We start from the raw sequence: 12,153 nt of genomic DNA on the forward strand, positions 1-12,153 counted from the left end.
TGATCGGCGGCGACCCGTCCGCCTTGTGGATCACCCGACCAGTCCACGATGGGTGGCGTCGGACAGCAGGCGTAAGGCCAGGTGGGTGGATACGTGTTACGCCCGTTTACCCGCAATCGGGTCAGGCGCTGAGGATGGTCGCCAGTCGCGCGGCGTCGTACCGGTCGAGGATGAGGTCGGCGACCTCGACGGCCGCGCCGAGCGGGGCGGCGACCGCGACCGCGGGACCGGCCTGGGCGATCACCCGGTCCGGCAGCAGGCCCGGCGCCAGGAACCACGACGCCACCGCGATCCGCGTGGCACCGCGGGCGCGGAGGGCGGCGACCGCGGCGGACACGTCCGGCTCGGTGGCCGAGGCGAACGCCGCGCGGACACCGGACCAGCCCATGACCCGCGACCACCGCTCGGCGACCTCGTGCACCCGCGCGTTCGCGGGGGCGTGCGACGACCCGGTGGCCGCGAGCACCACGCCCAGCGTCGGGTCGCCCGGGGCGACGCCGATCTCGGCGAGCCTGCGCAGCGCGGCGGCCTCAAGGCGGGCGTCCGGGCCGAGGACGTCGGTCACCGTGACCGACAGCAGCGGCAGCCGCGCCTGCGCCTCGGCGATCAGCGACGGCAGGTCGACCCGCGCGTGGAAGGCGCGGCCCAGCAGCAGCGGGGCGACGACGATCTCGCGGTGGCCGTCGGCGTGCAGGGAATCGAGCACGTCCGAAAGCAGTGGTTCGGAGAGGTCGAGGAAGGCGCCTCGGACGTCCAGGTCCGGGCGCTGTGCGCGCACGACGTCCAGCAGCTCGGCCACCGTGGCGGCCGAGCGCGGGTCGCGGCTGCCGTGCGCGACGGCGACCAGCGGCGTCACAGCGCCCCGGTCAGGCCGCGGGCCCGCAGGACGGTGCGCTCCAGCGGCCGGAACACCAGCAGCTCGATGCCCACGCCGACGAAGAAGATCAGCAGGATGCCCGCCATCACCATCGACATGTCCGAGAGCGACATCCCGTTGTGCAGGTACTGGCCGAGGCCGAACCCGAGCTGCGGCGACGTGGCGATCAGCTCGGCGGCCATCAGCGACCGCCAGGAGAACGCCCACCCCTGCTTCAGGCCCGCCAGGTAACCCGGGAGGGCGGCCGGAAGCAGGATGAACCGGGCCGTGTCGAGCCGTCCCGCGCCGAGGACCTTGCCGACGCGGGGCAGGATCGGCGGGATCTGGTCGATGCCCGCGACCAGGCCGTTCGCGATCGACGGCACCGCGCCGAGCAGCACGACGGTGTAGATCGCGGCGTCGGTCAGGCCGAACCACAGCACCGCGGCGGGCACCCACGCCACCGACGGCAGGCTCTGCAGACCGGAGATCAGCGGGCCGATCGCGGCGCGCACGATGCGGACCTTGGCCAGCAGCAGGCCCAGCGGGGTCGCCACGGCCACCGAGATCAGGAACCCGATCACGGCGCGGTGCACCGACACCCAGAGGAACTCCCAGACGTCGCCGTTCTCGATGACCTTCTGGATCTGCTCCCACACCGCCAGCGGCGCGGGCAGTTGGTACTCCGGCCAGATCGCCTGCGACCAGAGGAACTGCCACACCGCCACGATCGCGACGAGTGCCGCGATCGGGGCGAGCAGGGTCCGCACCAGGTTGCGCCGACCGGCGCCCCGGTTCGCGATGGGCGGGGTGTCGAGCGCGTCGAGGCCCGCCTCGACTGCCGCCTCGTCGTCCCGGGTGGTCACGTCATGCTGCGGCATGGCTGCTGATCACCTCGCGCAGACGTGCGTTGATCTTGGTGATGGCCTCGGTCTCGGCGACCGGGGAGAGCCCGTCGACGTTCCACTCCTGCACGACGCGGCCCGGCTTCGACGACAGCAGCACGACGCGCTGGCCGAGGCGCACGGCCTCGCGCACGTCGTGGGTGACGAAGACGACCGCGGCACCGGTCGCCTCCCACACCCGCAGCAGTTCGCCCTGCAGTACGTCGCGGGTGATCGCGTCGAGCGCGGAGAACGGCTCGTCCATCAGCAGCAGCGACGACGCCTCGCCTGCGTTGCCCGAGATGGCCGACGCGAGCGCGCGCGCCAGGGCGACGCGCTGGCGCATGCCGCCGGACAGCTCGTGCGGGCGCTTGTCGCCGACCCCACCGAGGCGGACCAGTTCCAGCAGGTCCGCGGTCTTCTCGCGGCGCTCCGCCCGGCCGACCCCGGCCAGGCGCAGCGGCAGTTCGACGTTGCGCGCGGCGGTCAGCCACGGCATGAGCGCGGCCTCCTGGAACATCACCGCCGGGCGGGTCGTGGACAGCTGGATCTCGCCGGAGGTCGGCTTGTCCAGGCCCGCCACGAGGTTGAGCACGGTGGTCTTGCCGCAGCCGGACGCACCGAGGAGGCAGACGAACTCGCCGGGCGCGACGGTCAGGTCGATCCCGTCGAGCGCGGTCACGGCGCGCGCGCCATGACCGAAGGACTTACGGACACCGGTGAGCCGCACCACAGCGTCGGTGGCGGTGGGCGCGGGGGTCTCGAGCGTCGCGGTCATGATTCGCCTGCCTTCCTCGGTGTGCACGACTACTTCTTGTCCAGGCCCGCTGCGTTGGCCTCCGGCTTGCCCGCGGCCTTGAGCACCGCGTTGAGCGCGGTCAGGTCGACGAAGCCGGACAGGTCGGTCTCCTTCTGCGCGACGCCCGCGGTCACGGCGTCCTTCGCCAGCTGCGGGAAGGTGCTCGCCAGCGGGTCCGGGTCCAGCGCGATCGAGGTGAACGCGCGGTCGATCACCTTGGCGCCCAAGCCCTTGCCGGTCAGCGCCTCAAGCTGCTTGTTGACCGCGGTCTTGGCGTCGGCGTCGTTGGCCTTGGCGAAGTCGTTGGCCGCGAGCAGGCCGCGCAGCAGCGCCTCGACGGTCTTCGGGTGGTCCTTGAGGAACTGTGTGCGGACCAGCAGGACGGTGGTCGGGAACTTGCCGTCGCGCCACAGTTCCTTCTCGTCGAGCAAGACCTTGGCGCCCGCGTCGAGCACCAGCCGCGACGACCACGGCTCGGGCAGCCACGCGGCCTGCACCTCGCCCTTCTTGAACGCGTCGAGGGTCTGGGCGTTCTCCCGGTTGGTGACCTGGACCTTGTCCTTGAGGCCCTTCTCGACCAGCCACTTCTTGAGGGACACGTCCTGGGTGTTGCCCAGCGCCGGGGTGACGACGGTCTTGCCGACCAGGTCCTCCGGCTTGTTGATGTCGGCGCTCACCACGAGCTGCGCGCCGCCGGACGTGCCGCCCGCGACCAGGCGCACGGCCTCGCCGTTGGACTTGGCGAAGGCGTTGATCGCCGGGCCGGAGCCGATGAAGCCCGCGTCGAGCGAACCGCCGAGGAACGCGCTGACCTCGGTCGGGCCGTCGTTGAACTTGGTCGGGACGAGCTTGGTGCTGCCCAGTTCCTTCTCGAACAGGCCCTTCTCCAGGCCGATCAGCGCCGAGGCGTGCGTGACGTTCGGGAAGTAGCCTAGCCGCAGTTCGGCCGCGGGGCCCTTGTCGGTGCTCTGCCCCGCCGGAGTGGTGTCCTTGGGGGTCTCGGCGCGGGAGCAGCCGACGGCGAGCAGGGAGAGAGCGATTGTTCCGGCTACGAGTCGGGACAAGCGGGTCTTCACGGGTGGGCCCTTTCGGTGGGGGAGAGGTACTACGGACCAGGCGAGACGGCGGTTTCTCCGCCGCCGATACAGCTCTCGCCTGCGTCCAGTGCCCGCAGACCCGCCCCGACCAGGCCCGCCGCCAACGTGGAGCCGTCAGCCGGGTCGATCACCAGGAACGCCCCGGTGCGCCGGTTGACCGAGTAGTCGTCGACCGGGAGCGGCTCCGCGGTGCGGATGCCGACCTGGCCGATCTCGTTGAGCTTCAGTTCCTCCGGGTTGTCCACAGTGGACAACCTCTGCTCGTCGAAGCGAGCCGACAGCTCGCCGACGAACGCCTGCACGGTCCGCGCGCCGTGCTTGACCAGCACGCGGGCGCCGGGCTTGAGCGCCTTCTCCGACAGCCACGCAACGGTCGCGGCGAACTCGTCGGTCACCGAAGGCGACTCGGTCGCCGAGGCGATCAGGTCGCCCCGGGAGATGTCGATCTCGTCGGTCAGCACGAGGGTGACCGACCGGCCCGCCTCGGCCTCGTCGAGCTCGCCGTCGGGGGTGTCGATGCGCGCCACGGTCGTGCGCAGGCCCGCGGGCAGCACCACGATCTCGTCGCCCTTGGTCACCGTGCCCGCCGCGATCTGGCCCGCGTAGCCGCGGTAGTCGCGATGCTCGTCGGTGTTGGTGCGGATGACGTACTGCACCGGGAAGCGGAACGCGGCGTGGTGCGGGTCGGGCTCGACCGGCACGTTCTCCAGGTGCTCCAGCAGCGTCGGGCCGGAGTACCAGGGGGTGTGCGCGGAGCGGTCGACCACGTTGTCGCCGACCAGGGCCGACACCGGGATCGACAGCACGGAGCCGATCGGGTAGCCCAGCGCGGTGGCGTGGTCGGTGAACTCCTTGGCGATGACCTCGAAGACGCTCTCGTCGTAGTCGACCAGGTCGATCTTGTTGACCGCCAGCACCAGCTGCGGCACACCCAGCAGCGCCAGCACCGCGGCGTGGCGGCGGGTCTGCTCCAGCACGCCCTTGCGCGCGTCGACCAGCAGCACCGCGAGCTGCGCGGTGGACGCGCCGGTCACGGTGTTGCGGGTGTACTGCACGTGGCCGGGGGTGTCGGCGAGCACGAACGACCGATTGGGCGTGGCGAAGTAGCGGTAGGCCACGTCGATGGTGATGCCCTGCTCGCGCTCGCTGCGCAGGCCGTCGACCAGCAGCGAGAGGTCCGGAGTGGACAGTCCCTTGTCGACGGACGCGCGGTGCACGGCGTCGAGGGTGTCGGCGAGGACGGACTTGGTGTCGTAGAGCAGGCGGCCGACCAGCGTCGACTTCCCGTCATCGACGCTTCCAGCGGTGGCGAGCCGGAGAAGATCGCTCATCAGAAGTAGCCCTCTCGCTTGCGGTCTTCCATGGCTGCTTCGGAAAGCCGGTCGTCGGCCCGGGTGGCGCCGCGCTCGGTGAGCCTGCTGGCCGACACCTCGGCGATGACCGCCTCGATGTCGGACGCGTCGGACAGGATCGCGCCGGTGCACGAGCCATCGCCGACAGTCCGGTAGCGGACAGTCAGTTCCTGCACGGGCTCGTCGGCGTTCGGACCGAACCACGGGCCTGCCGTGAGCCACATGCCGTCGCGCTGGAAGACCTCGCGCTGGTGGGCGAAGTAGATCGAGGGCAGGTCGATGTTCTCGCGCTCGATGTAGCGCCAGACGTCGAGTTCGGTCCAGTTGGACAGCGGGAACACTCGCACATGCTCTCCCGCGCGGTGCCTTCCGTTGTACAGGTTCCACAGTTCGGGACGCTGCCTGCGCGGCTCCCACTGGCCGAAGGCGTTGCGCAGGCTGAAGATGCGCTCCTTGGCCCGCGCGCGCTCCTCGTCGCGGCGGCCGCCGCCGAAGACCGCGTCGAACTTGTTGCTGGTGATGGAATCCAGCAGCGGCACGGTCTGCAGCGGGTTGCGCGTGCCGTCGGGACGCTCCTCCAGCCGTCCGTCGTCGATGAAGTCCTGCACGCTGGCCACGACCAGGCGCAGGCCGTAGCGCTCGACGGTGCGGTCGCGGAACTCGATGACCTCGTCGAGGTTGTGCCCGGTGTCGACGTGCAGCAGCGGGAACGGCACCGGCGCGGGCCAGAACGCCTTCACCGCGAGGTGCAGCAGGACGGTGGAGTCCTTGCCGCCGGAGAACAGGATCACCGGCCGGTCGAACTCGCCCGCGACCTCGCGGAAGATGTGGATCGCCTCGGACTCCAGGCGGTCGAGCGCGTCCTGGTGCTCGGAAAGTACCTGTGTCTGTGTCTGCGCTTTGAAAGTCATTGTCCCTTTACCCGTGCAATCCGCACTCGGTCTTCGACTGGCCCGCCCACCGGCCGCTGCGCGCGTCCTCGCCCGGCTTGGGCAGCGAGGTGCACGGCGCGCAGCCGATGGAGAGGTAGCCGATGCTGACGAGCGGGTTCTCCAAGATCCCGTGGTCGGCGATGTAGGTGTTGAAGCGCTCGTCCGACCACGCGGCGATCGGGTTGATCTTCACCAGGCCGTTGCGGTCGTCCCACTGCACGATCGGCGTGTTGGCCCGCGTCGGCGCGTCGACCCGGCGCACCCCGGTGACCCACGCGTCGTAGCCCTTCAGCGTCTTCTGCAGCGGCACGACCTTGCGCAAGAAGCAGCACTGAGCCGGGTCGGTCTTGTTCAGCAGGCCGAACTCGGCCTCCTGGGCGGCCACCGACTGCTCGGCCTCGGCGTTGACGATGCGCACCTCGGGGTAGACCGCCGCCACCGCGTCACGCGTGCCGATGGTCTCCGGGAAGTGGTAGCCGGTCTCCAGGAACAGCACGTCGAAGTCGCGCTTGGCCTGGTAGGCCAGGTCGATCAGCACCGCGTCCTGCATGTTCGACGCCACGATGAAGCGGTCGCCGAAGGTGTCCCTGGTCCAGGCCAGCGCCTCGGCGGCGTCGACCTCGGCCAGTTCCTTCTCGGCCCACTCGGCGAGCTTCTTCAGCTCCGTCATTTCGCGACCCCCGTTGGCAGGTTGAGACCGACGAACTTGACCGTGAACACGCGCCTGCAGCCCGTGCACAGCCACGCCGCGTGCGGCTCCTCCTGCGGGCGCAGATCCTCGTCGCCGCAGTAGGGGCAGTGGAAAGGTGTGGCCCGCTCGCTCATCGCAGGTCCGCCTCGTCCGCGCGGGTGACCCACTGCGCGAACCGCTCGTCCTGCTCGCGCTTGGCCACGAAGTTGCGCACGACCCGCTCGACGTAGTCGGGCAGCTCCGCGCCGGTGACCTTGTGGCCGCGCAGCTTGCGGCCGAAGCCCGCGTCGAGGCCGAGGCCGCCGCCGAGGTGCACCTGGAAGCCCTCGACCTGGTTGCCGTCGTCGTCGGTCACGATCTGGCCCTTGAGACCGATGTCGGCGGTCTGGATGCGGGCGCACGAGTTGGGGCAGCCGTTGAGGTGCACCGAGATCGGCGCGGTGACACCGTCGGTGATGTCGACCAGCCGCGTCTCCAACTGCTGCACCAGGTCCAACGCGCGGTCCTTGGTGTTGACGATCGCCAGCTTGCAGAACTCGATGCCGGTGCACGCCATCACGCCGCGCCGCCACACCGACGGCTCGCTCTGCAGGCCCAGCTTCGACAGCTCGTCCTGCAGCGCGGGCACCTCGGACTCGGGCACGTCGAGCACGACGAGCTTCTGCTGCGGGGTGAAGGTCACGCGGTTGGAGCCCGCTCGCTCCACGGCCTTGGCGACCTCGACCAGCACCGAACCGGACACCCGGCCCGCGATCGGGGCGGCGCCGACGTAGAACTTGCCGTCCTTCTGCTTGTGCACGCCGATGTGGTCACGCGGGACCGCGGGGACCTCCGGCGCCGGGCCGTCGATCATCTTGCGGCCCAGGTACTTCTCCTCCATGACCTCGCGGAACTTCGCCGCGCCCCAGTCCTTGACCAGGAACTTGATGCGCGCGCGGTGGCGCAGCCTGCGGTAGCCGTAGTCGCGGAAGACGCTGATCACCGCGCCGTAGACATCGGCGACCTCGTCCAGCGGGACCCACGCGCCGAGGCGCTGGCCGATCATCGGGTTCGTCGACAGGCCGCCGCCGACCCAGACGTCGAAGCCGGGTCCGTGCTCGGGGTGGTTTACGCCGACGAACGCGACGTCGTGGATCTCGTGGGCCACGTCCGGCAGGCCGGAGACCGCCGACTTGAACTTGCGCGGCAGGTTCGAGAACGCCTTGTCGCCGACGAAGCGCCGCTTGATCTCCTCGATCGCCGGGGTGCCGTCGATGATCTCGTCCTCGGCGATGCCCGCGACCGGGGAGCCCAGGATGACGCGCGGGCTGTCGCCGCAGGCCTCCATCGTGGTCAGACCCGCGCCCTCGAGCTTGGCCCAGATGGTGGGCATGTCCTCGACCCGGATCCAGTGGTACTGGATGTTCTGCCGGTCGGTGATGTCGGCGGTGTCGCGCGCGTAGGTCTGCGACACCTCGCCGATGACCTGCAGCTGTTGGGTGGTCACCGCGCCGCCGTCGATGCGGATGCGGAGCATGAAGTACTCGTCGTCGAGCTCTTCTGGCTCGAGGGTGGCCGTGCGGCCGCCGTCGATCCCCGGCTTGCGCTGGGTGTAGAGCCCGTACCAGCGGAAACGTCCCCGCAGGTCGCCCGGGTCGATGCTGTCGAAGCCGCCCTTGGCGTAGATGTTCTCGATGCGGTCCCGCACGTGCAGCGGGTTGTCGTCCTTCTTCGACCGCTCGTTCGGATTCAGCGGCTCTCGGTAGCCGAGCGCCCACTGACCCTCACCCCGGCGGACCGGAGTGCGGGCCGGGGCGGTCTTCGGGGGTGTGGTGGGAGACACCGGCTGTTCCTCCGGGGTTGGGGCGCCGCGCGCGCCGACCAGGGACCCCTTGGGAAGGACAGGGAGTTCTCAGCCGACGTGCCCGAGCGCCTGCTGAGTCTGAAATAGCGGCGACGGGTCAGATGTACTGACGGCACATCGCGCTGGAGACGCGACGGAAGTCGACGTGGCGGCGGGCCACGAGGAAGACTTCGGTCGCTGACATGGGCCAAGCCTCCCATGCGTCCACGGTGTGGTCCACTGCCATCCGCATGCTGGGATGGACGTCACGCACTTGCGCCGAGGGGAATATGTCGTTCTCAGCGTGCCTGCGAGGATGGGCGCGTGCCCTCCGTCCTGCCTGATGGCGAACCCGCGCCCGCCGACGGCGCGCTGCCCGCGACCGCGCTCGCCGGCCTGGGCGCGCGCCCGTTCGGCGTCTACGTCCACGTCCCGTTCTGCGCCACCCGCTGCGGCTACTGCGACTTCAACACCTACACCCCGGGGGAGTTGGGCACGTCGGCGTCACCGTCGTCGTGGCTGGAGGGCGTGAAGCGCGAACTGGACCTGGCCGCCCGCGTGCTTGGGACACCGCCCGCCGTGGACACGGTGTTCGTCGGCGGTGGCACCCCGTCGCTGTTGGGCGCTGACGGGCTGGGGGAGGTGCTGGCGGCCATCCGGTCGACGTTCGGCCTGGCCGACGGCGCCGAGGTGACCACCGAGTCCAACCCGGAGTCGACGTCGCCGGAGTTCTTCGAGGGCCTCCGCGAAGCCGGCTACACCCGGATCTCGCTGGGCATGCAGTCGGCGGCCCGGCACGTGCTGGCCGTCCTCGACCGCACCCACACCCCGGGGCGGGCGGTCGACGCCGCCCGGGAGGCGCGGGCGGCGGGCATCGAGCACATCAACCTGGACCTCATCTATGGGACACCGGGGGAGCGGCCCGAGGACTTGGCCGCGTCACTCGAAGCGGTCCTCGCCGCCGGGGTCGACCACGTGTCCGCGTACGCGCTGATCATCGAGGAGGGCACCGCCCTGGCCCGCCGCATCCGCCGCGGTGACCTGCCCGCCCCGGACGACGACGTGCTCGCCGACCGCTACGAACAGGTGGACGAGACGCTGTCGGCGGCCGGTCTGACCTGGTACGAGGTGTCGAACTGGGCATCGTCGGACGCCGCCCGCTGCCGCCACAACCTGGGCTACTGGCTCGGCGGCGACTGGTGGGGCGCGGGCCCGGGCGCGCACAGCCACGTCGGCGGGGTGCGCTGGTGGAACGTCAAGCACCCGGCCCGGTACGCCGAACTCCTGGCGGCGGGTTCGTCGCCCGCGGCGGGCCGGGAGCGGCTGTCGGCCGACGACCAGCGGGTGGAACGCGTGCTGCTCGAACTGCGCCTCGCCGAGGGGTTGCCACTGGAGGCACTGGACGAGTCCGGTCGCGCCGAGGCTGATCTTGCTGCCCGCGATGGCTTGCTCGACGGCCCGTCACTGGCCGCGGGCCGCTGCGTACTCACCTCACGTGGCCGCCTGCTCGCCGACGCAGTGGTCCGCCGCCTGACGTGATCGGGCTCTCCGACAAGGGGGCCTGCGGTCAATCCGCAGGCGTGCGCCAGCCCTTGATCATCCGGCTGATCAGGTAGCTGTACTCGTCCCGCAGCCGCCGCTGGTCCTCCGGTGCCGCCTCGGCCAGCGTCGTGCCCGCGGAGCCGAGCATCGAGAACATGATCCGCGTAGCCGTGCCCAGCGGAACCGGGTCGATCTCACCGGTGGCGATCAGCGCGCTGATCAGCTTCTCGATGATCCCGAACGCGTACGTCCCCTCAGCCAGGTGCCACTCCGGCCACCCCAGCGCCGTGGGCGCCTCTCGCCAGACGATCCGGCTGTAGGTCGGGTCAAGACACTGGTCGAGGAACGCGTCCAGCGCCCACAGCGCTCCTTCCCACGGGTCGCTCGCCGTGGCCGCCAGCCGCGTCACGTTGTCGACGGCGGCCGATTCCAGGGCGTCGTGCACCGCGCGGAACAGGGCCTGCTTGTTGCTGAAGTGGTGGTAGACGGCGCCGCGGGTCGCGTTGATGTCGGCGGCCACGTCCTCGAGTGCGGTCTTGGCGAACCCGAATTCGGCGAACCGCCTGGTCGCCGCCTCGATCAAGGCGGCGCGGGTGGCGTCGGAGTACTGCTCGCGCCTGCTCTTGACGGTGGACATGGTGTAGAACGATAGTGACATACACGGTGTATGTGACCAACGCAGGGAAGGTGAAGCGATGACAGAGACGTTGTTCAACCCCTTCGCGCCCGGGTTCGACCAGAACCCGTATCCGCACTACGCCGAACTCCGCGCGGCGGACGCGGTACAGGAGCACCCGCTGGGGTTCTGGTACGTCTCCCGCTTCGAGGACGTCACCACCCTGCTGCGGTCCGGCCTGTCGGTCGAACCCCGCCACCTCGCCCCGCACCCGGTCCGCGACGAGATGCGCAAAGCCGCCGCGGGCGACGGCGACTGGCGCCTCGGCGGCCTGTCGATGCTCGACCGCGACCCGCCCGACCACACCCGCCTGCGCGGCCTCGTCGCCAAGGTCTTCACCCCGCGCGCGATCAACGCCCTCGCGCCCAACATCACCGCCCTGGTCGACGCCGCGCTAGACCGGATGGCCGACCTCGGCCGGTTCGACGTGGTCGACGAACTGGCCTTCCCGCTCCCGTTCGCGGTGATCACCGACATGATGGGCATGCCGCCCACCGACGAGGCCCGCCTGCGCGAGCTGACCGGCACGCTGGTCCGGTCGCTGGAACCGGTGGTCGACCCGGAACTGGCCGCCCGCATCGGCGAGTCCGACCGCGAGTTCGCCCGCCTCACCGCCGACGCCATCGCCTGGAAGCGCGCCAACCCCGCCGATGACCTCCTCACCGCCCTCATCGCCGCCGAACACGAAGGCGACGTCCTCAGCGACGACGAACTGATCGCCCAAGTCGGGCTGCTCTATGTGGCGGGCCACGAGACCACGGTCAACCTGATCTCCAACGGCGTCGTCGCGCTGCTGCGGAACCCGGACCAATTGGCAGCCCTGCGCGCCGACCCGTCCCTGATCGACAACGCGGTCGAGGAACTCCTGCGCTACGACAGCCCGGTCCAACTGAGCCGCCGCATCACCACGTCGGCCTTCGAGTTGGCGGGCCGCGAGATCCCGGCTGGCATCTTCGTGATCGCGGGCCTCGCCTCGGCCAACCACGACCCGGACTTCTGGGGCCCCGACGCGGGCGAACTGCGCCTGGACCGCCCCAACGCCCGCCACCACGTCTCCTTCGGCGCCGGTCCCCACCACTGCCTCGGCGCGGCCCTGGCCAGGCTCGAGGGCCGAATCGCCTTGGGCAGGCTTGTCGAGCGCTTCCCGAACCTGGCCCTCGACGGCCCGGTGGAATGGAACGGCCGCATCAACCTCCGCGGCGCGGCGAAGGTCCCGGTGACCGTCTAACGCCGGCGCTCCAGTCACGCGCGGCAAGCTTGAGATCGGCGAGTCAATCCCCGCGGCTGTGATGATCCTCGCTGTAACAAAGGTGGGAGATCGCTGTTCGTCACCGGAGCCGGGCTGCCCCGAAAGCAGTCTCACTTTGAGTGACGAACGCGGTTTCCTGTCCTTGCATTGGGCGATCGCCCAATCACAACAAGTGCACTGAGCTGATTGGGTCATTGCGGCTTTCGGCTCCATACGTCACGGTATGGTCTGTTCGCGTCGTGGGCGGCGAGGG

General features: G+C 70.4%; 13 protein-coding genes. 2 read left to right on the forward strand and 11 right to left on the reverse strand.

The annotated features are described in order from the left end of the window. Positions 1 to 121: 121 nt before the first annotated feature. The 10 genes from ACSHT8_RS31870 to ACSHT8_RS31915 all read right to left on the reverse strand — a co-directional run bounded on the left by ACSHT8_RS31870 (position 122) and on the right by ACSHT8_RS31915 (position 8,686). Complete coding sequence (locus ACSHT8_RS31870; RefSeq protein WP_436495307.1) at positions 122 to 856, reverse strand: sirohydrochlorin chelatase; 735 nt, start codon at positions 854 to 856, stop codon at positions 122 to 124. Continuing rightward, positions 853 to 1,737: an ABC transporter permease gene (locus ACSHT8_RS31875; RefSeq protein WP_436495309.1), complete on the reverse strand. Its 885-nt coding sequence runs from the start codon at positions 1,735 to 1,737 to the stop codon at positions 853 to 855. Before ACSHT8_RS31875 ends, ACSHT8_RS31870 begins: the two co-directional genes overlap by 4 nt. Beyond that, on the reverse strand, positions 1,724 to 2,518 hold the full coding sequence (locus ACSHT8_RS31880) for an ABC transporter ATP-binding protein (RefSeq protein WP_436495311.1): 795 nt from the start codon (positions 2,516 to 2,518) through the stop codon (positions 1,724 to 1,726). The genes ACSHT8_RS31875 and ACSHT8_RS31880 overlap by 14 nt, the downstream gene beginning before the upstream one ends. A 29-nt stretch (positions 2,519 to 2,547) precedes the next feature. Next, on the reverse strand, positions 2,548 to 3,615 hold the full coding sequence (locus tag ACSHT8_RS31885) for an ABC transporter substrate-binding protein (protein ID WP_436495312.1): 1,068 nt from the start codon (positions 3,613 to 3,615) through the stop codon (positions 2,548 to 2,550). A gap of 29 nt (positions 3,616 to 3,644) precedes the next feature. Next, positions 3,645 to 4,967 (reverse strand): sulfate adenylyltransferase subunit 1, encoded by a 1,323-nt coding sequence (locus ACSHT8_RS31890; RefSeq protein ID WP_436495314.1) that lies wholly within the window; start codon positions 4,965 to 4,967, stop codon positions 3,645 to 3,647. Next, the gene (gene cysD / locus ACSHT8_RS31895; protein ID WP_436495316.1) at positions 4,967 to 5,899 is read right to left on the reverse strand and encodes a sulfate adenylyltransferase subunit CysD; all 933 of its coding nucleotides are present in this window, start codon (positions 5,897 to 5,899) and stop codon (positions 4,967 to 4,969) included. Before cysD ends, ACSHT8_RS31890 begins: the two co-directional genes overlap by 1 nt. A 7-nt stretch (positions 5,900 to 5,906) precedes the next feature. Next, positions 5,907 to 6,590, reverse strand: coding sequence for a phosphoadenylyl-sulfate reductase (locus ACSHT8_RS31900; RefSeq protein ID WP_436495318.1), 684 nt, complete (start codon positions 6,588 to 6,590; stop codon positions 5,907 to 5,909). Then, a complete protein-coding gene (locus tag ACSHT8_RS31905) occupies positions 6,587 to 6,745 on the reverse strand; it encodes an Insertion element protein (RefSeq protein WP_436495320.1) in 159 nt (52 codons plus the stop codon). The genes ACSHT8_RS31900 and ACSHT8_RS31905 overlap by 4 nt, the downstream gene beginning before the upstream one ends. After that, complete coding sequence (locus tag ACSHT8_RS31910; RefSeq protein WP_436495321.1) at positions 6,742 to 8,433, reverse strand: nitrite/sulfite reductase; 1,692 nt, start codon at positions 8,431 to 8,433, stop codon at positions 6,742 to 6,744. Before ACSHT8_RS31910 ends, ACSHT8_RS31905 begins: the two co-directional genes overlap by 4 nt. A gap of 118 nt (positions 8,434 to 8,551) precedes the next feature. After that, positions 8,552 to 8,686: a putative leader peptide gene (locus ACSHT8_RS31915; protein ID WP_436495323.1), complete on the reverse strand. Its 135-nt coding sequence runs from the start codon at positions 8,684 to 8,686 to the stop codon at positions 8,552 to 8,554. Between the two features lie 71 nt (positions 8,687 to 8,757). Between ACSHT8_RS31915 and hemW the strand changes: the two genes are divergently transcribed. After that, a complete protein-coding gene (gene hemW / locus ACSHT8_RS31920; RefSeq protein WP_436495325.1) occupies positions 8,758 to 9,972 on the forward strand; it encodes a radical SAM family heme chaperone HemW in 1,215 nt (404 codons plus the stop codon). 28 nt (positions 9,973 to 10,000) lie between these two features. On the opposite strand, the gene ACSHT8_RS31925 is transcribed toward hemW, so the two are convergent. Next, on the reverse strand, positions 10,001 to 10,612 hold the full coding sequence (locus tag ACSHT8_RS31925) for a TetR/AcrR family transcriptional regulator (RefSeq protein WP_436495327.1): 612 nt from the start codon (positions 10,610 to 10,612) through the stop codon (positions 10,001 to 10,003). A gap of 58 nt (positions 10,613 to 10,670) precedes the next feature. Here ACSHT8_RS31925 and ACSHT8_RS31930 point away from each other — a divergent pair, with 58 nt between their 5' ends. Further along, positions 10,671 to 11,879 (forward strand): cytochrome P450, encoded by a 1,209-nt coding sequence (locus ACSHT8_RS31930; RefSeq protein WP_436495329.1) that lies wholly within the window; start codon positions 10,671 to 10,673, stop codon positions 11,877 to 11,879. The last annotated feature ends 274 nt before the right edge of the window (positions 11,880 to 12,153 follow it).

The organism is Actinokineospora sp. HUAS TT18 (assembly GCF_051364635.1).
In the GTDB taxonomy this organism is placed as follows: Bacteria; Actinomycetota; Actinomycetes; order Mycobacteriales; family Pseudonocardiaceae; genus Actinokineospora.